The following is a 21395-nucleotide window of genomic DNA, read 5'->3' as shown; positions in this document are numbered from 1 at the left end:
CGCCGCACGGAACGGCGCGCGACCAGCCGCGCACCGGCGCACCGGCGCACCGGCACACCGCGCTGAACGCCACCGGGAAGACCCCGCACCCCGCGGTGGTTGCCTGGACACATGCGATCCATCGTCTACACGAAGCCCGGTGACAGCAGCGTCCTCGACCTGGTCGACCGCGAGGTCCCCCAGCCCGGCCCCGGCGAGGTCCGCGTCCGCGTCGTCGTCTCCGGCGTCAACCCCACCGACTGGAAGGCCCGCGCCGGCGGCACGTACGGCGACGGCCTGCCCTTCCCCGAGATCACCCCGAACCAGGACGGCGCCGGCGTGGTCGACGCCGTGGGCGAGGGCGTCGAGGACCTCGCCGAGGGCGACCGCGTCTGGCTGTACATGGCCGCCGCGAGCCGCCCGACCGGCACCGCGCAGGAGTACACGGTCGTCCCCGCCGCACGGGCCGTCCGGCTGCCCGAGGGCACGAGCTTCGACGTCGGCGCCTCGCTCGGCGTCCCCGCGATGACCGCGCACCGCGCCCTCACCACGCACGAGCACGGCCCCTCGCGGCTGTCCCCCGGTGCGCTCGCGGGCCGCACGGTCCTCGTCGCCGGTGGCGCCGGAGCCGTCGGGCACGCCGCCGTGCAGCTCGCACGCTGGGCCGGGGCGACCGTCGTCACGACGATCAGCTCCGACGCCAAGGCCGCCCTCGCGACCGCCGCCGGCGCCCACCACACGGTGAACTACCGCGACGAGGACGCCGCCGCCCGCATCCGCGAGATCGCCCCCGACGGCGTCGACATCGTCGTCGAGGTGTCCATCCCGCAGAACGCCGACCTGGTCGCGGACGTCCTGGCGAACCACGGCGTCGTCTCGATCTACGCGAACAACGGCGGCGACCACGCGACCCTGCCGATCCGTCCGAACATGAGCGTGAACGCCCGCTACCAGTTCCTGCTGCTCTACACGATCGGCGACGACGCGCTGACGGCAGCCGCCGAGGACGTCGCCGCGGCCCTCCGCGACGGTGTGCTCCCCGTCGGCGAGGACGCCGGCCTGCCGCTCGTGCGCTTCGCGCTCGAGGACACCGCCGCCGCCCACGACGCGGTCGAGGGCGACGCGGTCGGCAAGGTCCTCATCGACGTCGCGTCGGACTGACCCCGCACCTCTCGCGAGACGGGGTCGGTCCGCGCCGGACCGGCGGTGACGGGTCGGCCGAGCCGACACCGGACGGACGGGAGGATCGTGGCGGGCCCGCCACGATCCTCCCGTCCGTCCTTCCCCCACCTGGTAAGCAGGTCGCATGAGCGAACTCGCCACCCCAGCCCCCGGTACCCGCGCACTCGTCCTGGGCGGTGGCGGCGTCGCCGGCATCGCGTGGGAGGTCGGGGTCCTGTCCGCGCTGCAGGAGGCCGGGGTCGACCTCGACGCGGCGGACCTGGTGGTCGGGTCGAGCGCCGGCAGTGTCGTCGGGACGTTCGTCCGGTACGGCGCGGTCGCGCCCGCGTACGAGCAGCTGCACGCGCCGGTGCCCTCCACCTACGAGGAGCCGGCGCCGATCGCGGGCGAGGACTTCCAGGAGCGCCTCGCGCAGGTGCTGGCCGGCTCGACCTCGGAGCAGGACGCCCGCGCCCGGCTCGGCGCCGTCGCGCAGCAGGTCGTCACCGGGCAGACCGACGAGGAGCGCATCGCGACCTTCGCCGAGACCCTGCCCGGGACCGAGTGGCCGGAGAAGCCGCTCGGGGTCACGACGATCGACGCCACCGACGGCACGTTCAAGGTGCTCACCGCAACGACCGGCGTGCCCCTGACGCGTGCCGTGGCGGCGAGCTGCTCGGTGCCGTTCGTGTGGTCGCCCGTGCACATCGACGGGGTGCCGCACATCGACGGCGGGCTCCGCTCGGCCACGAACGCCGACGTCGCCGCCGGGCACGAGCGCGTGCTCGTCGTGGCGTGCGGACCCGAGGGCGCATCGCCGCTCGGACCGTGGCTCGACGTCGCGGTCGAGTCCCTGCGCGCGGGCGGCAGCTCGGTCGAGGTGATCGTCGCGGACAGTGCGTCGCAGCACGCGTTCGGCGCGAACTCGTTGTCGCTGTCGACCCAGGCACCGGCGTCCGTCGAGGGGCGGCGGCAGGGGGCGGGGGTCGCGGAGGCGATCGCGGCATTCTGGGCGTGAGCTACGGGCGGGGGTAGCGGGCCGGGCGGGGTAGCGGGCGGTGTCGCGTGGTGGGGTGCCGCTGCGGAACGACATCGCCGCTGTCGTACGACGTCCACGATGACGCCTCCGCCGCTCGGGCTTCCGTGCGCGCGCATGATGCGACATCGCGGCTGTCGTACGACGTCGGAGATGACGCACGCAGCGCCCGGCGGTCGGTGCGGGCACATGATGCGACATCGCCGCTGTCGTACGACAGCGGCGATGTCGCCCGGCAGCGGCGGACGTGAGACGCACCCGCCCCGCTACACGAACGCGGCCTGGCCCGTGATCGCCCGGCCCACGATGAGCGTGTTCACCTCGCGCGTGCCCTCGTACGAGTAGATCGCCTCGGCGTCGGCGAAGAACCGCGCGACGCCCTTGTCGAGGACGATGCCGTTGCCGCCCTGGACCTCGCGGCACCAGCCGACGGTCTCCCGCATCCGAGCGGTCGCGAACGCCTTCGCCATCGCGGAGTGCTCGTCGCCGCCGATGCCCTCGTCCTGCATCTGCGACGCGCGCGTGCACAGGGCGATCGACGCGGTGATGTTCGCGAGGGACTTCACGAGGAGGTCCTGCACCATCTGGTGGGACGCGATGGGCTTCCCGAACTGGACGCGCTCGCGGGCGTAGTCGAGCGCCGCCTCGTAGGCGCCGACCGCGATGCCGATCGCCTGCCAGGCCACCTCGGTGCGGGTGAGGCGCAGGACCTCGGCGGTCGCCCGGAACGAGTTCGCGCGCTGGAGCCGGCGCGACTCGGGCACCCGCACGCCCTGCATGACGATGTCGGCGTTCTGCACCCCGCGCAGGGCGATCTTGTCCTCGATCTTCGTCGCGGTGAAGCCTGGGGTGTCCGTGGTGACGAGGAAGCCCTTGACCTGCTCGTCGGCGACGTCCTTCGCCCAGATCACGACGACGTCCGCGAAGGTCGCGTTGCCGATCCAGCGCTTCTCGCCGTCGAGGACCCACGTGTCGCCCTCGCGTCGCGCGGTCGTGCGGAGCCCGCGGGCGGAGTCGCTGCCGGAGAGCGGTTCGGTCAGGCCGAAGGCACCGACGACCTCGCCGGTGGCCATGCGCGGCAGCCACTCGCGCTGCTGCTCGTCACTGCCGCCGACCGCGATCGAGTTCATCGCCAGACCGGACTGCACGCCGATGAACGTCGCGACGCTGGCGTCCACGCGCCCGAGCTCGAGTGCCGCCCAGCCGCGGTACACGGCCGAGTTCTCGAACTGCCGCACGAGCGGGATGCTCGGGCCGTACATGCCGAGTTCCGCGAGCGGCGCGATGGTCTGCCGCGGGAACTCCGCTCGGGCCCAGTACTCGTCGGCGATCGGACGGACCTCGGCCTCGAGGTACGCACGGAGCTCACCGAGCGAGGCGCGCTCACGCTCCGTCAGGCCGTCCTGGAACCGGTAGAAGTCGGATTCGAGGAGGGGGGTCACCACGGACGTCGTTGACATACCTCCGAGCGTGCATCATTCTCGAAAACGTTGCAAGGGAGGATCGTGCCTTCACAGGAACGCACAGCACACGACACGGCAGCGCTCGGGGCGGCGCTCGTCCCGAGCGCGCTCACCATCAGACTGGAGGCCCACCCCGAGTCACGACGCGCGTTCCGTTCCGCGCGGCGCACCTTCATCGCCGGCTCACGGATCGACATGGGGTCGCTGGCGTCCTCGCTCGGGGTCGACCGCACGTCGTTGTTCCGCTGGGTCGGCAACCGCGACCAGCTCCTCTCGGAGATCCTGTGGTCCCTCGCCGTCCCCACGCTCGACGCGGCGTCCCGCGCGGCGACCGACCTGACCGGGGCCGCCAGGATCGCGGCCGTGCTCGACCACTTCACGGCGGACCTGATCGAGGCGCCCTACTTCCGGACCTTCCTGACGCGCGAGCCCGCGCGGGCGCTCCGACTGCTCACCACCACGGACAGCGACGTGCAGCGGCGGTTCGTCGCCGTCGTCACCGCGCTCGTGCAGGAGGAGCACGACCACGGGGCGTTCGACCCCGCGCCGCTGACGGCCGAGGAACTCGCACGGCTGCTCGTCCGCATCTCGGAGTCGTTCACGTACGCCGACCTGATCAGCGGCGACCGACCCGACCCCCGCCGGGCACGCACGACCTTCGAGTACGTGCTGCGCCCGTGAGCCCGATCGGTCCGACGCGCCCACGAGGTCCTTCGCCCACACCGAGGTCGGCGCGAGAGGATGGCAGACGAAGGAACGGAGTTCGATGACCCTCGACGAGTACCCCTTCCACCGCACCTACCCCACGCGGTGGAACGACAACGACATGTTCGGCCACGTCAACAACACGATCTACTACAGCGCGATGGACAACGCGTCGACGTACTGGTTCCGTGAGGAGGCCGGGCTCGACCCGTTCTCGTCGGACTGGATCGCGGTGCTCGTGACGTCCAGCTGCCACTTCGTCGAGTCCGCCGTCTGGCCGGACGTGATCGAGGTCGGCATGCGCTCGAAGCGCATCGGGAACACCAGCCTGACGTGGGAGTTCGGCCTGTTCCGGCTGTCCGACGGCACCCTGCTCGCCACCGGCGAGTTCGTGCACGTCATCATCGACCGCGAGGGGGCCCGCCGGCCGATGCCCGTGCCGCCGGAGCTCCGCACGCTCGTCGCGGACACGATGGCGGTCCCGGTCGACGCCTGAGCGCCGATGCGCGACACCCGGCGGGGACGCAGGCCGCGCCTCCCCTGCCGGGCGCCGGACGTCACTTCCGGGCGGCGAGCTCCAGGTTGATGTCGTCCGGGTCCTGCACGGACAGGATCACCATGCCGGCGTCGCCGAGGTCGGTCACCTCGCCGTGCTCGACCCCGGCGGCGTCGAGGCGCTCGGCGGCGGCGTGTAGCTCGTCGACCGAACCGACGACGAAGCTCACGTGGTCGAGCCCGACCGTGTCCGGGTCGAAGCGCTGGCCGCTCGGTGCGACCGGACGCAGGCCGAAGAGCTGCTCGCCGACCGGGAAGATGCACCCGCCGTACAGGCGCTCCCGGTCGTCGGCGATGCCGGGCTCGTCGATGTGCTCGCTGAAGTCCATCGCCGGCGCCGTGCCGAACAGCTGCTCGTAGAAGGCCTTGCTGCGGTGGATGTCGGTGACGGTGACCCGCACGTGGGCGAGGCCGAGGGGCTGGGCGATCTGGTCGGTCATGGTGCCGAGCCAACGCGCGGGCCCTGGGCGGCGGCGGGGTGAGCGCGGCTACCGGCCAACGGGCGACCCGTGCCGGATCAGGCGGCGGACGGCCTCGGCGCGGTGAGATCGAGGTTGATGTCGTCCGGGTCCTGGAGCGACAGGACGACGACGCCGAACGGTTCGAGGTCGGTCACTGCGCCGTGCTCGATCCCGGCGGCGTCGAGGCGTTCGACGGCCCGGTGCAGGTCGTCGACGCTCTGCACACGCAGGCTGAGGTGGTCGAGGCCGACGCGGTCCGGGTCGAACCGGTCCCCCGGAGCCGCGACGGGACGCAGGCCGAGTGTCTGCCCCTGGAAGGTGAACGAGCAGCCGCCGTACGTGCGCCACGGGTCGTCGTGGATCGTCGGGTCGTCGATCTGGTCGCTGAAGTCGCTCCCGGGCGGCCTGCCGAGGAGCTGTTCGTAGAAGGCCTTGCTCCGCCGGATGTCGGTCACGGTGAGCCGGACGTGCGCGAAGCCCTGCGGGTCGACGATGCCGTCCGTGCCCGCACCACCGGCGGCCGACGCCGTCCCGCTCACCGGAACCCGGCGCCGTCGAGCATGTGGTGCGGGACCCCGTGGCCGCCGCACCGGTCGCGGCGACGGGTGCCGCGCAGGACGTCGCGGACGTGGTCACCGCACCCGGTCCACGAGGTCTTGCCGCACACGGGGCACTGGACGGACTCGCACATGACGCCGACGGTACGCAGCCGTGGTCCGGACCGGTCCGGGAACGCGCGACCGGTACGGACAGTGGACAGTCGGGACGTCCGGACCTCGGTGGGACGGAACGGCAACGGCCCCCGACCGAGGTCGGGGGCCGTTGCCGGTCGGGCTCGTCGACCTAGATCAGGTCGTCGGTGAGGTGGTTCGGCGTCCCGAAGCGGTGCGCGGTGATCGACACCGCCTGCTCGCGGAGGAACGGCAGCAGTTCGATCCGACCGGCCTCGGTGACGGGTCCGCCGTACACGGCCACGTCGGGCCGACCGCCCACGGCACGGGTGAGTTCCGCGGCGTCCCCACCGACGAGCCGCACGCGCGTGGACGACCCGGCGGCGATGCGCTTCGCGAACGCGGCGTCGCTCACGCCCTCGGCCACGGACCGCACCACGGGGAGCGCCCGCACGGCTGCCGCGACCGCCGTGGGCAGACCACCGGCGACGGACACGTCGACGGTGGTCCCGGCCCGGAGCGCCGCCGCCACGACCCGCACGAGCGCGGGCACGTCGTCGTCGGCCAGGCGCACGTGGACGCCCGGGAAGGGCAGGTAGCGCGCGACGTTCCGCTCCGCCGAGAGCGCGGACACGTCGACCGCGGTGCCGAACAGCGTCGACCACGCGTGCTCGTCGGACGCGACGGCGCGCTCGAGCGAGGCGTCGTCCATGCCCGCAGCGCGGACGAACTCCTGCACGGCACGGCTCGCCGGGACCCCCGCGGAGGCCTCGGTCGGCGTCCAGGACCCGAGACCGAGCAGGTAGTTCAACCCGCCCGCCTTGGTCCCGGCACCGACCGCCGACTTCTTCCACCCGCCGAACGGCTGGCGCCGCACGATCGCGCCGGTGATGCCGCGGTTGACGTAGAGGTTGCCTGCCTCGATCCGGTCGAGCCAGGTGCCGATCTCACGGGTGTCGAGCGAGTGCAAGCCCGACGTCAGGCCGTAGTCGACCTCGTTCACGATCGCGATCGCCTCGTCGAGGGTCTTCGCCGTCATGATGCCGAGGATCGGACCGAAGTACTCGGTGCGGTGGAACGCCGAGCCGCGTGCCACGCCGTCGCGGACGCCCGGGCTCCAGAGCCGGCCGGTGTCGTCGAGCTTCCGCGGCGCGACCGCCCAGGACTCACCGGCGCCGAGCGTGGTCAGGCCCTCGAGGAGCTTGCCCGCGGCGGGCTCGATGACCGGGCCCATCTGCGTCGTCGGGTCGGTCGGGTAGCCGACGGTGAGCGACGACACGGCGTCGAGCAGCTGCGACCGGAACCGACGCGAGGTCGCGACCGAGCCGACGAGGACGACCAGGGACGCGGCGGAGCACTTCTGTCCGGCGTGCCCGAACGCCGACGCGACGACGTCCTTCACCGCCAGGTCGAGGTCGGCCGACGGCGTGACGATGATCGCGTTCTTGCCCGAGGTCTCGGCGAGCAGCGGCAGGTCGGGGCGGAACGACCGGAACAGCTCCGCCGTCTCGTAGGCGCCGGTGAGGATCACGCGGTCGACCTGCGGTGCCGTGATGAGCTGCTGACCGAGCTCGTCCTCCGCCACCTGCACGAACGCGAGGACGTCCGCGGGCGCACCGTGCGCGTCGAGCGCGGTCTCGATGATCGAGGCGAGCACCGCACCCGAACGTTCGGCGGGCGGCGCGGGCTTCAGCACGACGGCGGACCCGGCGGCCAGGGCGGCGAGCGTCGACCCCGCGGGGATCGCGACCGGGAAGTTCCACGGCGGCGTGACGAGCGTCAGCGCGGCCGGCGTGAACGCGGCACCGTCGACGGCGTCGAGCTGCGCCGCGAGTTCGCCGTAGAAGTGCGCGAAGTCGATCGCCTCGGAGACCTCGGGGTCGGCCTGGTCGATGGTCTTGCCGGCCTCGGCTGCCATGACCTCGACGAGTGCGGCCCGGTTCGCCTCGAGCGCGTCGCCGACGGCGTGCAGGACCGCGCCGCGGGCGGCACCGGACCAGCTCCCCCAGGCCGCCCCTGCGGTCCGGACGCGGTCGAGGACCGAGGTGAGCTGCTCGGCGGCGGTGATCCGGGCCTCCTGGACGCCGCGCTCGCCGAGCGTCGACGAGGCGACCCGGCCGGTGATGCCGGCGCCCCACTCGCGGATCGCGGCGACCGACGGGTCGCTGTCCGGCGTGTTCTCGAAGTGGCCCGGCCGGGGGCGCTCGACGGCCGCGTAGCGGTCGGCGACACGGTGCGGGGCAGGGGCGTCGAGGCCACCGGGCTCGCCGAGCGGGACGAGGGAGTCGCGGAAGCGGGACTCCTCGCGGGCGAAGAGCTCGGGCGAGGACGCGAGCGAGAACACCGCCGACATGAAGTTGTCGTGCGACGCGCCCTCCTCGAGGCGGCGGATGAGGTACGCGATCGCGACGTCGAACTCACCGGGGTGCACGACCGGCGTGTAGAGCAGCAGCGAGCCGACGGTCCGGCGGACGGCCTCGGCCTGCCCCTGGGCCATGCCGAGCAGCATCTCGAACTCGATGCCGTCGCGGACCCCGCGCGCACCGGCGAGCAGCCAGGCGTGGGCGACGTCGAACAGGTTGTGGCCCGCGACGCCGACCCGGACGTTCGCGATGCGCTCGGGCGTCAGCGCCCAGTCGAGCACCCGCTTGTAGTTCGTGTCGGAGTCCTGCTTGGTGTGCCAGGTCGCGAGGGGCCAGCCGTGCACGGACGCCTCGACCTGCTCCATCGGCAGGTTCGCGCCCTTGACGAGCCGGACCTTGATGTCGGCCCCGCCCCGGGCACGACGGGCGGCGGACCACTCCTGCAGGTGCTGCATCGCGGCGAGCGCGTCGGGCAGGTACGCCTGCAGGACGATGCCGGCCTCGAGCGCGGTGAACTCGGGCTCGTCGAGGAGCTTCGTGAAGACCGCGATCGTCAGGTCGAGGTCCTTGTACTCCTCCATGTCGAGGTTGATGAACTTCGCCGGGCTCGACGCGGCCGCACGGCGGAACAGCGGGCGGAGCTTGGCGATGATGTCCTCGACGGCGTGGTCGAAGGCCCACGGCGAGTGCGGGTGCACGGTCGACGAGACCTTGATCGACACGTAGTCGACGTCGTCGCGGGCGAGCAGGCGCTCGGTGCCCTCGAGCCGTCGGGCCGCCTCCTTCTCGCCGAGCACGGCCTCGCCGAGCAGGTTGACGTTGAGGCGGACGCCTTCGCGCTTGATCTTCGCGATCGCCGGCCCGAGCTTGGCGTCGGTGGCGTCGACGATGAGGTGCCCGACCATCTCGCGCAGCACGCGGCGGGCGATCGGCACGACGACGTTCGGCAGCACGGGCGCCATGCCGCCACCGAGCCGGACGAGCCCGCGGAGCGCTGCGGGCAGGAAGCCGGGGGCGTCGGGTGCGATGGCACGCAGCCGCCGGGCCGCGACGCCGAGGTCCTCGGGGCGGACGACACCGTCGACGAACCCGACCGCGAACGCCAGGCCCTTCGGGTCGGCGAGCACGCCGGCGAGCTGCTTGGCGGAGCCGTCGGCCGGGTATGTCTCGGCCTCGGCCAGCCACTGCCGGACGAGCGCGACGGACTGGTCGGCGAGCGCGTCGGCGGGGGCGTCCGGCGCGGACGGAGCGGGAGCTGCTTGCGCGTCGGTGCGCGGCTGGACGTCGGTCATGGCCTCAGTGTGGCCGCGCCGAACCGGTAGCGGAAGCAAAACGTTCTGACGGGTACCGTGAAGAAGAACTACTGTTCGATCATGCTCGACGTCCGGCGCCTGGTCCTCCTGCGGGAACTCTCGATCCGGGGCACGGTCGCCGCGGTGGCCGAGGCCCTGAACCTCACCCCGTCGGCGGTGTCCCAGCAGCTCGGGGTGCTCGAACGCGAGGCCGGCGTGCAGCTCCTCCGGAAGGTCGGACGGCGCCTGCAGCTCACTCCGCAGGCCGAGGTGCTCGTGCAGGCGGCCGGGCACGTGCTCGACGTCCTCGACACCGCACAGGCGCAGGTCGAGTCCTCGCTGCCGACCGTGCAGGGCCGTGTCCGGGTCGCCGTGTTCCAGTCCGCGGCGCTCGCCCTCATGCCGAACGCGCTGCGGGAGATGACGACGACGCACCCGGACGTCCGCATCGAGATGGTGCAGCACGAACCGGAGGCGGCGCTGCACGAGACGTGGGCGCGTGAGTTCGACATGGTGATCGCGGAGCAGTACCCCGCGCACGCGGCACCTCACCTGCCCGGGCTCGTCCGCTCCGACCTGACGACGGACGAGGTCCGTCTGGCGCTCCCCCCGGTCGACACCGCGCTCGCACCGGTGTCCAGCATCGAGGACGCCGAGGCGCTGCCGTGGGTGATGGAGCCGCGCGGGACCGCGTCCCGGCACTTCGCGGAGCAGGTCTGTCGCCGCTTCGGCTTCGAGCCGGACGTCCGCTACGAGACCGCCGACCTGCAGACGCAGATCCGACTGGTCGAGTCCGGCAACGCCGTGAGCCTCATGCCGGACCTGATGTGGACCGGGCGGACGACGACGTGCCGACTCGTCGACCTGCCCGAGCGACCACGGCGCACGATCTTCACGACCGTCCGCGCTGCCGGGTCGTCCGCGCCCGCGGTCCGGGCCCTCCGGGACGCACTCGAGCGGGCCGCGGAGACCGTGCACCGGGACCGCGAGGAAGCCGCCACCAGGACGTGACCGGCCCGTGGCCGATCGGGCGGCGCCGGGGCGCCCCGGCTTGCCCGGCGGCGACGGCCCCCGCTCGGCGTGACGGCCTGGAGGCGCGCCACGGCCCCGTCGCACCCCGCACGGTGCGACGGAGCCGGTCGCGGCCCCGACCGGTCCGGTCCGGCGTGGGTAGCGTGGGCCCATGCCCTCCCTGCTGCACATCGACTCGTCGGCCGACCTCGCGCACTCCCGCTCCCGCGACCTCACCGCGGCGTTCGCCGACGCCTGGCGTGCCCGCGGCCCCGAGTACACGGTCATTCGCCGGGACCTGCACACCGACCCGCTCCCGCACCTCGAGACCTCGGCGCTGCACTGGGCGGCCGCGGACCGTCGCCCGGACGAGGCCGTCGCTCCCGAGGCCGAGCGCCTGCGCCAGGAGGTCGTCGACGAGCTCATCGCGGCCGACGCCGTCGTCATCGGGGCGCCGCTGTACAACTACACCGTGCCGTCGACGCTCAAGGCCTGGATCGACCGCGTGCACGTCCCCGGGGTCCTCGCCGGGGCGGTGCAGCCACTCGCCGGTCGACCGGTCGTCACGGTGGTGAGCCGCGGGGCCACCTACGACGTCGGCACCCCGACGGAGACCTGGGACCACGGCTCCCCCGTGCTCGACATCGTCCTCGCGTCCGCGCTCGGCATGAAGCACTACCCGGTCACGGTGAGCGCGACGCTCGCCCACCGCGTCCCGGAGCTCGCACCGCTCGCCGACCACGCCGCCGCCGAGGTCGCCGACGCCCGCACGACGCTCGAACGACTCGCCGCGACGATCGTGTGACGCCGCGCCTGCCGGCGCCGCCGCCAGCAGGACGGTGCCAGCGGGCGCGGCGCTGACGGGCGGTGCGTCAGGCGGGGCGGACCTCGTCGCCGCGACCGAGCAGGTCCGCGTGGAACCGCGTCTGCGTCAGCGCGCTCGCGAGCAGGAACCCGGTCATCGAGCCGATCCCGCCGCTGAACGGCACGCGTGAGGCGACCTCGTACAGCGTGGGGTCGGTCCCCGCCCGGGCGTCGAGCGCCGCCGCGACGTGGCGGGTCCGCTCCTCCCGGTGCTGCACGAGGGTGCGTGCCCGGGTCACGACGTCGCGGAAGCGGTACTCGTGCCCGGGGCAGACCTCGAGGTCGGCGTACGGGTCGAGTCGTCGGAGCGACGCCAGGTAGTCGGCGAGCGGATTCGTCGCGGTGCGCCCGCCGAGCCCGATGCCCGGGTTGATCCGCGGCAGCACGTGGTCGCCGGTGAACAGCAGCCCGTCGGCCTCGTCGACGAAGCACAGGTGCCCGCCGGTGTGCCCCGGGGTCCCGAGCGCGGTGATCGTCCGTCCGGGCACGGGCAGCACGTCGCCGTCCCCGAGCAGGAGGTCGGCGTACGGCGGCTCCCCCGCGGAGCGACCGATCCGACGGCCGGTGCCCCACGCCGCGACCACCCCCATCTGCAGGTCCTCGGGCAGCCCCCACGTCGCGATGTCGGCATCGTTCGCGGCAGCGTCCGCCCGCTCGTGCTCGAGGGCGTGCACCTCGGCCGCGTGCATCGCGACCCGTGCGCCGGACGCCGCACGGACCGCAGCGGCGGCACCGAGGTGGTCGGCGTGCAGGTGCGTGACCGCGACGAGGGCGACGTGGTCGAGGGACCGGCCGATCGACCGCAGACCTGCGCGCAGCTCGGTGAGCGACCCGTCGCCGCTCCACCCCGGGTCGATGACCGTGAGGTCCCCCGCGGCGTCCTCGACCACGTACGCGAGCGTCGCCGCGGGCACCCCGCCGTGGAACGGCACCGCCAGGGTCCACACCCCCGGCCGGACCTCCTCGACGGGCGGCAGCTCGCCCGCGCGGAGGGCGGCGGCCTGCACGGGACTGGTCGGTTCCGGTGCCGGCGCTGCCGGCGGGGGCACGGTCGTCACGCGACCACCCTAGTGAGGCGCGACGACGCGACCGGCCGCACCGCGCCTCCCGGCCGCTCGTCGGGCGACCACCCCGCGACGCGCGCCGACCCGACCGGCCGCACCGCGCCTCCCGGCCGGTCGCACCGCGTCTGCTCCGCCCGCCCGGCCCGCCAGCCCGTGCCGGGTAGACAGGGCGCATGGAGATCGCACCGATGCTCGCCAAGGCGGTCGCCGCCGTCCCCGACCCGGACAGCGTGCGCGGCGGCCTGCGCTACGAACCGAAGTGGGACGGCTTCCGCGGGATCGTGACCGTCGACGGCGACGACGTCACGATCGGCAGCCGCGGCGCGAAGCCGCTGACCCGGTACTTCCCCGAGCTGGTCGAGGCGTTCCGCGCGCAGTTCGGCGGTCGCGACCACCCGGTCGTGCTCGACGGCGAGGTCGTGGTGCGCGCCGGCGAACCCGGGGCCGAACGCCTCGACTGGGAGGCCCTGTCGCAGCGCATCCACCCCGCCGCGTCACGCATCCGGACGCTCAGCGTCGCGACCCCGGCGCAGTTCGTCGCGTTCGACCTGCTCGCCGTCGACGGGTCCGAGCTGCTCGACCTGCCGTTCGACGAGCGGCGTGCCCGGCTCGAGGACCTCGGTGCCGACCTGGTGGACCCACTGTTCGTCACGCAGACGACCCTCGACGTCGCGCTCGCCCGCGAGTGGCTCACCACCTTCGAGGGAGCCGGCCTGGACGGTGTCGTCGCGAAGCCGCGCACGAAGCCCTACGAGCCGAACAAGCGCACCATGCTCAAGGTCAAGCACCACCGCACCGCCGACGTCGTCGCGATCGGGTACCGCGTGCACAAGAGCGGGACCGGGGTCGGCTCGCTCCTGGTCGGGTTGTACGACGACGACGGGGAGCTCCGGCAGGTGGGCGGCGTGTCCGCCTTCACCGACAGGACGCGGCTCGCGTTGGTCGAGGAGCTCGACCCCGTCGTGCTCCGCGATGCGGACGGGAGGCCCGTCACCGGTGACGGGGAACGGTCGCGGTTCTCGTCGGGTCACGACACGTCGTTCGTCCGGCTCGCGCCGGAGCGCGTGCTCGAGGTCCGGTACGACCAGATGGAGGGCGACCGGTTCCGCCACACGGTGCAGTTCGCGCGGTGGCGGCCGGACCGGGACGCGCGGTCGTGCGGGTTCGACCAGCTCGAGGTGCCGACGGCGTACGACCTGCGCGAGGTGCTGCGCTGAGGTCCGCCCGACTCCGCACGCCGTGCCCGGCGCGCCGCCCCGAACGGGGGACTGCGACTTCTGGCCAGTCCGCTTGCGAGGGTCGACGACCCCTCATATGCTGCGGGAGTAGTTAGGCTAACTAGTGACTTGGGAACGTGGCGGGGGACGCCACGGGACGGGAGCGGGACATGATCATCGACGGCATCAGCGACGCGAACCGCGGCACCTGGTCCCGCCTGACGCGCCTGCACACCGCGAGCGTCACGCTCCCGATGCACACTACGCGCGTGGTCGACCCCGACCGGCGCGAAGACCTCTCCGCCGTCTGAGACCGATCGGTCCGGTCGGTCGACCGGACCCGCTCCTGGGTCAGGACTTCCTCGCGCGGGACGGCTGCACCCGCGGCGGCTCCCCCGGCATCTTCGGGAAGTCCGGCGGGAAGGGCAGTTCGCCCAGCCCGGCCGCCAGGTCCCGCTCCCACCAACCGAGCAGCGTGGACAACTCCCCCGGCTCCTCGTGCATCGTCTCCCACGGGTCGCCGACCGTCCGGAGCCGCTCCGGCACGGACAGCACCGTGAAGCGCGTCGGGTCGACGTCGTCCAGCTCGTCCCAGGAGACGGGCGTCGAGACGCTCGCGTGCGCCAGGGCGCGGGGGCTGTAGGCACCGGCCATCGTCCGGTCGCGGTTCGCCTGGTTGAAGTCGACGAACACCCGCTGCCCGCGCTCCTCCTTCCACCACGCGGTCGTCACCCGGTCCGGCATCCGTCGCTCGAGTTCGCGGGCGGCGGCGATCACCGCGTGCCGCACGTCGAGGAACTCGTGTTCCGGGCGGATCGGCGCGAACACGTGCAGGCCGCGGTTGCCGCTCGTCTTGGCCCACGCGGTCAGGCCGGCCTCGGCGAGCACCTCGCGGAGCGCGTGCGCGATCGGGACGGCGTCGGCGAAGTCGGTGCCGGGCTGCGGGTCGAGGTCGATGCGGAGCTGGTCGGGGTGGTCGCTGTCCTCCGCACGGGAGGCCCACGGGTGGAACACCACGGTGTTCATCTGCGCCGCCCACACCGCGACCGCCGGCTCGTCGACCACGAGCTGCGGGTGCGACCGCCCGCTCGGGTAGGTCACCGTGACGTCGCGGACGTAGTCCGGCGCGCCCTTCGGCGGGTTCTTCGAGAAGAACGACTCCCCGTCGATGCCCGCGCCGAACCGCTGCAGCGAGATCGGCCGGTCGCCGTTCGCCCGGACGAAGGCGTCCCCGACGGCGACGAGGTACTCGGCGAGGTCGAGCTTCGTGATCCCGGCCCCGGGCCAGAGCACCCGGGACGGGCTGCTGATCCGGACCTCCCGGTCGCCGTGCGGCCCCGGGACCGTCAGCGTCGTCGCCTCGCTCGCCATGCAGCGGACCGTACACGGACCCGGCGGGACGAGGTCACATGACGCCCGGCAGCTCCCGCGACGCTCCCGCCCTTCCCGTGTCGGTGGAGCAGGAATCGTCGGGTGGGAGCCCTCGACCCGACATCGTCTGCTCCATCGGGGCACGCCACGCCTCCCGGGTGGGGACGGGAGCAGGAGGCACACGGTGCACGATGGGTGGGTGACCGCGTACCTCGGAGTGGACCTGGCGTGGGGCCTCGGCAGCGACCGGAAGCCCGCGAACGAGACCGGCCTCGTCGCGACCGACGCCGACGGCACGATCACCGACGCCGGGTGGGCCCGCGGCGTCGACGCCGTGACCGACTGGATCGCCGGACACCTCGGTCCGCGGACGCTCGTCGCCGTCGACGCCTCGCTCGTCGTGACGAACCCCACCGGCATCCGCGAGGCCGAACGGCAGGTCGGGCAGCGCTACGGCCGGTGGAAGGTCGCCGCGAACCCGACGAACCAGGCCTCCGCGGCGAGCGCCGGCACCGCGCTGCTCGCCCGGCTGACCGCGCTCGGCGTCGGGTACGTGTCCGACACCGATGGGATGCGGGCGCGCACCGGTCCGGCGGCGTTCGAGTGCTATCCGTACACGACGCTCGTCGGGGCCGAGGAGCTCGGCTACGACGACGAGCGTCCCCGGTACAAGCGGCTCGACCTGAAGGTCCCCGCCCCGCTGGCGCGTGCCCGCCGCGCCGAGGCGTTCGACGAACTCGTGCGCCGGCTCCGCTCGACCCCGCTCGATCCCCCGTTGCGCCTCGACTCGCACCCGCTGACGGCCGGGCTCGCCGAGCCCTCCGTGCTGCACGGGCCGACGCACAAGCACCGGGAGGACCTGCTGGACGGCGCCCTGTGCGCCTGGACGGCCGCGTTCTGGGAGCGGCACGGCGACCAGCGCGTGCAGGTGCTGGGAGGTGATCCGCGCCTCCCGTCCGACCCGGTGGACGAGGCGGGCCGGAGACCGGTTGTCGTCGCGCCAGCGCGCCCGTCCCAGCGGCGACCCGCTGGGTAGGCTTGGCCGGTGAGCACCACCACCGAACCCCTGCGCATCGGGCTGGTGTCGCTGCACACCTCCCCCGGCGACGAGCCCGGATCCGGCGAGGTCGGCGGCATGAACGTGGTCGTCCGCCACCAGGCCGAGGCCCTGGCCGACCGCGGTCACCAGGTCGACGTCATCACCAGGCGATCGGCCCCGACGCAGCCGGACAGCGTCTCGCTGCTCCCCGGCGTGTGCCTGCGGTTCCTGTCCGCCGGCCCCGCCCAGCCCGTGCCGAAGGGCGAGCACGACGCGTTCATCGCACCCTTCCGCGACGCCCTGGCCGACCTCGGGCCGTACGACGTGCTGCACTCGCACCACTGGTTCTCCGGGGCCGCCGCCCTGCCGATCGCACGCGAGCGCGGGATCCCGCACGTGCAGTCCTTCCACTCGATCGCGGCGAGCGCCGACACCCCGCTGTCCGAGGGCGAACGTCCGGAGTCGGCCGGCCGTGAGGCCGGCGAGCGTCTCCTGGCGCGTGACTCCGACGCCGTCGTCGTGGTCTCCGAGGCGGAGGCAGACACGGTGCGCACCCGCCTGGGCGGCGACCCGTCGCGCGTCTGGATCGTCCCGCCGGGCGTCGACGGGTCCGTCTTCCGTCCGGCGACCGCCGGCGCCCGCCGCGCGGCCGTCCCGTACGTCGTCGCCGCGGCGCGCGTGCAGCCGTTGAAGGGGCTCGACCTGGCGATCGAGGCGATCGCCGGCATCGGCCTGGAGGCACGCCCCACCCTCGTCATCGCCGGGGACGCCTCGAGCGAGGCGGGCGACCACCTCGCCGAACTGCGTCGGCTCGCGTCCGCGCACGGCGTGGCCGACCGGGTCACCTTCATCGGGCCGCAGTCGCGTGCCGACCTGGCGCTCCTGTTCCGCGGCGCGGCAGCCGTGCTCGTGCCGTCGCACTCCGAGACGTACGGCCTGGTGGCGCTCGAGGGCTCGGCGTCCGGGGTGCCCGTCGTGGCCGCCGCTGCCGGAGGTCTGCGCGAGGCCGTGGTCGACGGCGAGACCGGGGTCGTGCTCGAGTCCCGCGACCCGGCGGTGTGGGCAGCGGAGATCGAGCACATCCTGACCGACCCCGCGTACGCGTCCGGGCTCGCCGCGGCGGGGCGGGAGCACGCCGAGCGGTTGAGCTGGGAGCGGTCGGCGGGTGGACTCGAGGACGTCTACCGCCGGGTGCTCGGGCGGGGCTGATGGGCGGGGCTGCGTTCGACGGGTCCGGGGTCGGCCGGTCCGGGGCCGCCGGGTCCGGGGCCGGCGGGTCCGGGGCCGGCGGGTCCGGGTCCCCGTCCGGGTTCGACGGGTTCTGGGCTGCGCTCGACGCCGTCCCGGTGGCGGAGGACGCCGAGGCCCTGTACGACGTGTCGACCGCGGCGGGCCGACTGCGACGCGAGAACCTGTCCCGCTACCTGGCGCACGTCGGGCCCGCGGCGGACACCGTCCTGGTCGCCGAGGCCCCGGGCTGGCGGGGCATGACCAACACCGGCATCCCGTTCACGAGCATGCGGGAGCTCGGCTCGCTCGGGTTCGACGTGCTCGAGCCCGAGGAGCCGACCGCACCGTGGGAGGCCTCGTCCCGTGTGGTGCAGGCGGCGCTCCGGGACTGGTCGGGGCCGTTGCCGCTGACGTGGGCGATCTTCCCGCACCACCCGTTCGTGGCGCCGGACCGGCTGACGAACCGGACCCCACGGCCGGCCGAGGTGCGGGCGGGGGCACCGGTCGCGCTGGCGCTGCTCGATGCGCTCGGCGGCGGCGGTACCGGTGCTGTGGACGCGACCGGTGCGGGTGCCGCGCGGCCGGGGCTGCGGCCCGTCCGGGTCGTCGCGGTCGGACGGAAGGCGCAGGGGGCGCTCGCGCTCGCGGGCATCGACGCGGTGGCCGTGCGACACCCGGCCCAGGGCGGAGCGGCGCAGTTCACCGAGCAGGTGCGCGCGCTGCAACGGTAGCTGACCCCCGGGCGGACCTGCGGGGGCGCTTCGCACAACGGGAAGCACCTCGCGCCACGTCCTTCCGTGGTGCGAGGTGCCTTCGGTTGTGCGCGAGCATGCCGCACCGCGCTGGATCACCGCGCGCGGTGCGTCGGACCGTCATGCGGAGCGGACGTCGACGCCCTTCGCCGCGAGGCGCTCGGCGACGTGCGCGGGCAACGGTGCCGCGGCGTACACGACCGCGAGTTCCGGGAGGTCGAGCACGTCGTCCCAGTTCTGCGGGTCGAAGCGGTCGTCGGAGCCCTCCCACCCGGGGTGCACGTCCTGCAGCACCTCGAGGTCGGAGTCGACGGTCAGCTCCACCACCATCGCGAGCTGCGACGGCAGCAGGTCGATGTCGTCGTAGTACTCCCGCGCCCGGTCGTCCTGGCCCTCGACGTCGAGGTCCTCGTCGGACACCTCGTCGTCCGCGCCGGAGTACGGCTCGATCACGTCCAGGTCGTAGCAGAGGACGTCGAGCACCAGCAGCTTCGCGTTGAAGTCGGCGAACTCGACGGGCTCTTCGGTGGTCTCGGAATCCTCGTACATGCGTCGGAGCGTAGCGATGCCACCCGAGTGCGTCCGCACCGGCCAGGGCACAGCCGTGTTGCGGTCTTCGGGGAGGTTCCTGTGAAACCGGACAGCGACGTGTCCCCCGGGGTCAGGCTGACGGGCATGGCCACCACCGAGACGGACCGCCCCTCGCAGCAGCCGACGGAGCTGCGCCGGGTCATCGGTCCCAAGCTGCTGTTGCTCTTCATCGTCGGCGACATCCTGGGCACGGGCGTCTACGCGCTCACCGGGCAGGTCGCGGCCGAGGTCGGCGGGGCAGCGTGGCTCCCCTTCCTCATCGCGTTCGCGGTCGCGCTCCTCACGGCGTTCTCGTACCTGGAGCTCGTCACGAAGTACCCGCAGACGGCTGGGGCGGCGCTCTACGTGCACAAGGCCTTCGGCATCCACTTCGTCACGTTCATCGTCACGTTCATCGTGATGTGCTCCGGCATCACCTCGGCGTCGACGGCGTCCCGCGCGTTCGCTGCGAACCTCGGCGCGGGCTTCGGTCTCGAGCTGCCGAACGCCGTCGTGATGCTCATCGCGATGGGCTTCATGCTCGCGGTGATGGCGGTGAACTTCCGCGGCGTCAGCGAGAGCGTGAAGACCAACGTCGTCCTGACCCTCGTCGAGCTGTCCGGCCTGGTGATGGTGATCCTCATCGGGTTCTGGGCGATCGCCGGCGGCAATGCGGACTTCTCCCGCGTCGTGATGTTCGACACCCCCGAGGACAAGACCCTGCTGCTCTCGGTGTCGACCGCGACCTCGCTGGCGTTCTTCGCGATGGTCGGGTTCGAGGACTCGGTGAACATGGCCGAGGAGACGAAGGACCCCTCCCGCATCTTCCCGAAGGTGATGCTCACCGGGCTCGGGATCGCCGCCGTGATCTACGTGCTGGTGTCCATCTGCGCCGTCGCCGTCGTGCCGATCGGTGAGCTGGCCGGCAACGAGACCCCGCTCGTCACGGTCGTGCAGACCGCGGCGCCGGACTTCCCGATCGCCGATCTGCTGCCGTTCATCTCGATGTTCGCGGTCGCGAACACCGCGCTCATCAACATGATGATGGCGTCGCGGCTGCTGTACGGCATGAGCAAGCAGGGCGTGCTGCCGGGCTTCCTCGGCCGGGTGTCCCCGGCGCGCCGCACCCCGTCGACCGCGATCGTCTTCACCACGCTCATCTCGCTCGCGCTCATCGGCTGGGTCTCGCTCGACCCCGACTCCCCCATCGTCGTGGTCCTCGGTGGCACCACCTCGCTCCTGCTCCTGTCCGTGTTCGCCGTGGTGAACGCCGCCGTCCTCGTGCTCCGGCGCGACCGGGTGGACCACAAGCACTTCCGTGCCGGGGTCGTCGTGCCGGTGATCGGCGTCGTGACCTGCCTGTGGCTCGTCATGCCGTTCTCGTCCGGCCGCGACCCGCAGCAGTACCAGATCGCCGGTGCCCTGCTGGCGCTCGGCGTCCTGCTCTGGATCGTCACGTGGCTGACCCACGGCCGGAAGCACCCGGAGAAGGCCCCCACCGGCCTGGTCACCGAGCCGACCGCGGTCGTCCGGCCGGGAACGGGGACCGCCGGACACAGCGGCCACCACAGCGGCCACGGCGGCGGGGACCTCAACGGCTCCGACCCGCACGGCACCGGTGGCCCGCACGGCACCGGGGACCAGCACGGCTCGGGCTCGCGCGGCCCCGGTCGAGACGACGACCGGACGTCGTGATGGACGCCTCCGAGGTGATCTTCGCCGTCGCGATCGGCTCGATCGTGGTGTGTTCCCTCGCCGCCGCCGGCGTCTTCGGTCGTCGGGAGCGCTGACCGGGAGCCGACGGCACCCACCGCCCCGCCCCTCGTCCGGGCGGTGGTGCTTCCCAGCGGGTGACCGTAGGGTCGCTGTGCCCGACAGCCCGTCGACCACCCGCACGAGAGGACCCGCATGCGCCGCGCCGGCATCACGATCGCCTCGGTCTTCGGCGCCGGCGTCGTGGCGGCCGTGATCGGTGTGATCGTCGTGGTCGTCATCGCCGTGCACTCCCTCACCGGTGCCGCGAAGTCCGTCGAGGCAGCCCCGGCGTGCCCGGACGTTCCGACGAAGACCGTCGGCGGCATCGCGGTGCCGGCCGGGCCGATCGCCGGGTTCTGCCAGGACCGACTCGTCAACGCCGCATCCGTGATCCAGGCCGCCCAGGCGCAGGGCATCGGCCCCCACACGCAGGCGGTCGGGGTGATGACGGCGATCGGTGAGTCGAGCCTGGTGAACCTCGACCACGGTGACACCGCCGGCCCGGACAGCCGCGGACTGTTCCAGCAGCGGGACAACGGCGCGTGGGGCACCTACGACCAGCGGATGGACCCGTACACGGCGGCGACGATGTTCTACACGAAGCTCGTCAAGGTGCCCGGCTGGAAGACGATGACGCCGACGCAGATGGCGCACGCCGTGCAGATCAACTCGGACCCGGACCACTACGCGAAGTTCTGGCCCGAGGCGAAGACCATCGTCGAGGGCCTCACCGGCCAGACCGTCCCGGACACCGCCCCGCAGGGTTGACCACCGAGCGGACGCCGAGCGCGTCCGCACGGCTGCCCCCCCCCCCCCGAGCGGACGCCGAGCCCGCC

Annotated in this window: 21 protein-coding genes; 13 read left to right on the top strand and 8 right to left on the bottom strand. The window is 73.3% G+C overall.

Features of this window, described 5'->3' with window-relative positions:
- Positions 1–111 precede the first annotated feature (111 nt).
- Both QOL16_RS06675 and QOL16_RS06670 read left to right on the top strand, forming a co-directional pair.
- A complete protein-coding gene (locus QOL16_RS06675) occupies positions 112–1140 on the top strand; it encodes an NADPH:quinone reductase (RefSeq protein WP_071285066.1) in 1029 nt (342 codons plus the stop codon).
- A gap of 145 nt (positions 1141–1285) precedes the next feature.
- On the top strand, positions 1286–2158 hold the full coding sequence (locus QOL16_RS06670; protein ID WP_071247429.1) for a patatin-like phospholipase family protein: 873 nt from the start codon (positions 1286–1288) through the stop codon (positions 2156–2158).
- Between the two features lie 284 nt (positions 2159–2442).
- Here QOL16_RS06670 and QOL16_RS06665 read toward each other — a convergent pair whose 3' ends face one another.
- The gene (locus QOL16_RS06665; RefSeq protein WP_071247432.1) at positions 2443–3636 is read right to left on the bottom strand and encodes an acyl-CoA dehydrogenase family protein; all 1194 of its coding nucleotides are present in this window, start codon (positions 3634–3636) and stop codon (positions 2443–2445) included.
- A gap of 45 nt (positions 3637–3681) precedes the next feature.
- On the opposite strand from QOL16_RS06665, the gene QOL16_RS06660 reads away from it, so the two are divergent.
- Both QOL16_RS06660 and QOL16_RS06655 read left to right on the top strand, forming a co-directional pair.
- Positions 3682–4320 carry a QsdR family transcriptional regulator gene (locus tag QOL16_RS06660; protein ID WP_175473140.1) on the top strand — a complete coding sequence of 213 codons (639 nt, stop codon included), beginning with the start codon at positions 3682–3684 and terminating at the stop codon, positions 4318–4320.
- Positions 4321–4405: 85 nt separating this feature from the next.
- Positions 4406–4840: a thioesterase family protein gene (locus QOL16_RS06655; protein ID WP_071285288.1), complete on the top strand. Its 435-nt coding sequence runs from the start codon at positions 4406–4408 to the stop codon at positions 4838–4840.
- Positions 4841–4901: 61 nt separating this feature from the next.
- Here the strand turns inward: QOL16_RS06655 and QOL16_RS06650 are convergent, their stop codons facing one another.
- The 4 genes from QOL16_RS06650 to QOL16_RS06635 all read right to left on the bottom strand — a co-directional run bounded on the left by QOL16_RS06650 (position 4902) and on the right by QOL16_RS06635 (position 9686).
- Entirely contained in the window at positions 4902–5339 is a 438-nt protein-coding gene (locus tag QOL16_RS06650) for a VOC family protein (RefSeq protein WP_071285290.1), read from the bottom strand.
- A 77-nt stretch (positions 5340–5416) separates the two neighbouring features.
- Positions 5417–5899 (bottom strand): VOC family protein, encoded by a 483-nt coding sequence (locus QOL16_RS06645; RefSeq protein ID WP_254780322.1) that lies wholly within the window; start codon positions 5897–5899, stop codon positions 5417–5419.
- Positions 5896–6051, bottom strand: a complete 156-nt coding sequence (locus QOL16_RS06640) for a hypothetical protein (RefSeq protein ID WP_171898817.1) — start codon at positions 6049–6051, stop codon at positions 5896–5898. The genes QOL16_RS06645 and QOL16_RS06640 overlap by 4 nt, the downstream gene beginning before the upstream one ends.
- A gap of 152 nt (positions 6052–6203) precedes the next feature.
- Positions 6204–9686 carry a proline dehydrogenase family protein gene (locus tag QOL16_RS06635; protein ID WP_071285292.1) on the bottom strand — a complete coding sequence of 1161 codons (3483 nt, stop codon included), beginning with the start codon at positions 9684–9686 and terminating at the stop codon, positions 6204–6206.
- 81 nt (positions 9687–9767) lie between these two features.
- Between QOL16_RS06635 and QOL16_RS06630 the strand changes: the two genes are divergently transcribed.
- Both QOL16_RS06630 and QOL16_RS06625 read left to right on the top strand, forming a co-directional pair.
- On the top strand, positions 9768–10697 hold the full coding sequence (locus tag QOL16_RS06630) for a LysR family transcriptional regulator (protein WP_071285352.1): 930 nt from the start codon (positions 9768–9770) through the stop codon (positions 10695–10697).
- Positions 10698–10869: 172 nt separating this feature from the next.
- Entirely contained in the window at positions 10870–11502 is a 633-nt protein-coding gene (locus QOL16_RS06625) for an FMN-dependent NADH-azoreductase (RefSeq protein ID WP_071285294.1), read from the top strand.
- A 67-nt stretch (positions 11503–11569) separates the two neighbouring features.
- Here QOL16_RS06625 and QOL16_RS06620 read toward each other — a convergent pair whose 3' ends face one another.
- Positions 11570–12619, bottom strand: coding sequence for an MBL fold metallo-hydrolase (locus tag QOL16_RS06620; RefSeq protein WP_083395160.1), 1050 nt, complete (start codon positions 12617–12619; stop codon positions 11570–11572).
- A gap of 179 nt (positions 12620–12798) precedes the next feature.
- Here QOL16_RS06620 and QOL16_RS06615 point away from each other — a divergent pair, with 179 nt between their 5' ends.
- Both QOL16_RS06615 and QOL16_RS06610 read left to right on the top strand, forming a co-directional pair.
- Positions 12799–13842, top strand: coding sequence for an ATP-dependent DNA ligase (locus QOL16_RS06615; protein ID WP_071285296.1), 1044 nt, complete (start codon positions 12799–12801; stop codon positions 13840–13842).
- A gap of 170 nt (positions 13843–14012) precedes the next feature.
- Positions 14013–14153, top strand: coding sequence for a hypothetical protein (locus QOL16_RS06610; protein ID WP_175473141.1), 141 nt, complete (start codon positions 14013–14015; stop codon positions 14151–14153).
- Positions 14154–14193: 40 nt separating this feature from the next.
- Here QOL16_RS06610 and ligD read toward each other — a convergent pair whose 3' ends face one another.
- A complete protein-coding gene (gene ligD, locus QOL16_RS06605; RefSeq protein ID WP_065964121.1) occupies positions 14194–15213 on the bottom strand; it encodes a non-homologous end-joining DNA ligase in 1020 nt (339 codons plus the stop codon).
- A 199-nt stretch (positions 15214–15412) separates the two neighbouring features.
- Here ligD and QOL16_RS06600 point away from each other — a divergent pair, with 199 nt between their 5' ends.
- From QOL16_RS06600 to QOL16_RS06590, 3 genes are read left to right on the top strand one after another with little or no spacing between them, the layout of a single operon-like run.
- A complete protein-coding gene (locus QOL16_RS06600) occupies positions 15413–16249 on the top strand; it encodes a DUF429 domain-containing protein (RefSeq protein WP_071285298.1) in 837 nt (278 codons plus the stop codon).
- Positions 16250–16258: 9 nt separating this feature from the next.
- Positions 16259–17461, top strand: a complete 1203-nt coding sequence (locus QOL16_RS06595; RefSeq protein WP_071247461.1) for a glycosyltransferase — start codon at positions 16259–16261, stop codon at positions 17459–17461.
- Positions 17461–18213 carry a uracil-DNA glycosylase gene (locus QOL16_RS06590; protein ID WP_305411494.1) on the top strand — a complete coding sequence of 251 codons (753 nt, stop codon included), beginning with the start codon at positions 17461–17463 and terminating at the stop codon, positions 18211–18213. Before QOL16_RS06595 ends, QOL16_RS06590 begins: the two co-directional genes overlap by 1 nt.
- A 141-nt stretch (positions 18214–18354) precedes the next feature.
- Here QOL16_RS06590 and QOL16_RS06585 read toward each other — a convergent pair whose 3' ends face one another.
- On the bottom strand, positions 18355–18783 hold the full coding sequence (locus QOL16_RS06585) for a hypothetical protein (RefSeq protein ID WP_065964778.1): 429 nt from the start codon (positions 18781–18783) through the stop codon (positions 18355–18357).
- Positions 18784–18909: 126 nt separating this feature from the next.
- Between QOL16_RS06585 and QOL16_RS06580 the strand changes: the two genes are divergently transcribed.
- Together QOL16_RS06580 and QOL16_RS06575 are read left to right on the top strand one after the other, a co-directional pair.
- Complete coding sequence (locus QOL16_RS06580) at positions 18910–20499, top strand: APC family permease (RefSeq protein WP_254780324.1); 1590 nt, start codon at positions 18910–18912, stop codon at positions 20497–20499.
- A gap of 213 nt (positions 20500–20712) precedes the next feature.
- On the top strand, positions 20713–21327 hold the full coding sequence (locus tag QOL16_RS06575) for a hypothetical protein (protein WP_071285300.1): 615 nt from the start codon (positions 20713–20715) through the stop codon (positions 21325–21327).
- Positions 21328–21395 lie beyond the last annotated feature (68 nt).

It is taken from the genome of Curtobacterium sp. MCBA15_004 (genome assembly GCF_001865055.2).
In the GTDB taxonomy this organism is placed as follows: Bacteria; Actinomycetota; Actinomycetes; order Actinomycetales; family Microbacteriaceae; genus Curtobacterium.
The sequence above is the reverse complement of the archived record's forward strand: the minus strand, read 5'-3'. Positions and strand labels throughout refer to the sequence as shown.

What these genes read in the sequence shown, in the direction of transcription:
- QOL16_RS06675 (WP_071285066.1), top strand. Translation starts at nt 112, where the DNA reads ATGCGATCCATCGTCTACACGAAGCCCGGTGACAGCAGCGTCCTCGAC.
- QOL16_RS06670 (WP_071247429.1), top strand. Translation starts at nt 1,286, where the DNA reads ATGAGCGAACTCGCCACCCCAGCCCCCGGTACCCGCGCACTCGTCCTG.
- QOL16_RS06665 (WP_071247432.1), bottom strand. Translation starts at nt 3,636, where the DNA reads ATGTCAACGACGTCCGTGGTGACCCCCCTCCTCGAATCCGACTTCTAC.
- QOL16_RS06655 (WP_071285288.1), top strand. Translation starts at nt 4,406, where the DNA reads ATGACCCTCGACGAGTACCCCTTCCACCGCACCTACCCCACGCGGTGG.
- QOL16_RS06650 (WP_071285290.1), bottom strand. Translation starts at nt 5,339, where the DNA reads ATGACCGACCAGATCGCCCAGCCCCTCGGCCTCGCCCACGTGCGGGTC.
- QOL16_RS06640 (WP_171898817.1), bottom strand. Translation starts at nt 6,051, where the DNA reads ATGTGCGAGTCCGTCCAGTGCCCCGTGTGCGGCAAGACCTCGTGGACC.
- QOL16_RS06635 (WP_071285292.1), bottom strand. Translation starts at nt 9,686, where the DNA reads ATGACCGACGTCCAGCCGCGCACCGACGCGCAAGCAGCTCCCGCTCCG.
- QOL16_RS06630 (WP_071285352.1), top strand. Translation starts at nt 9,768, where the DNA reads ATGCTCGACGTCCGGCGCCTGGTCCTCCTGCGGGAACTCTCGATCCGG.
- QOL16_RS06625 (WP_071285294.1), top strand. Translation starts at nt 10,870, where the DNA reads ATGCCCTCCCTGCTGCACATCGACTCGTCGGCCGACCTCGCGCACTCC.
- QOL16_RS06615 (WP_071285296.1), top strand. Translation starts at nt 12,799, where the DNA reads ATGGAGATCGCACCGATGCTCGCCAAGGCGGTCGCCGCCGTCCCCGAC.
- QOL16_RS06610 (WP_175473141.1), top strand. Translation starts at nt 14,013, where the DNA reads ATGATCATCGACGGCATCAGCGACGCGAACCGCGGCACCTGGTCCCGC.
- ligD (WP_065964121.1), bottom strand. Translation starts at nt 15,213, where the DNA reads ATGGCGAGCGAGGCGACGACGCTGACGGTCCCGGGGCCGCACGGCGAC.
- QOL16_RS06590 (WP_305411494.1), top strand. Translation starts at nt 17,461, where the DNA reads ATGGGCGGGGCTGCGTTCGACGGGTCCGGGGTCGGCCGGTCCGGGGCC.
- QOL16_RS06585 (WP_065964778.1), bottom strand. Translation starts at nt 18,783, where the DNA reads ATGTACGAGGATTCCGAGACCACCGAAGAGCCCGTCGAGTTCGCCGAC.
- QOL16_RS06580 (WP_254780324.1), top strand. Translation starts at nt 18,910, where the DNA reads ATGGCCACCACCGAGACGGACCGCCCCTCGCAGCAGCCGACGGAGCTG.
- QOL16_RS06575 (WP_071285300.1), top strand. Translation starts at nt 20,713, where the DNA reads ATGCGCCGCGCCGGCATCACGATCGCCTCGGTCTTCGGCGCCGGCGTC.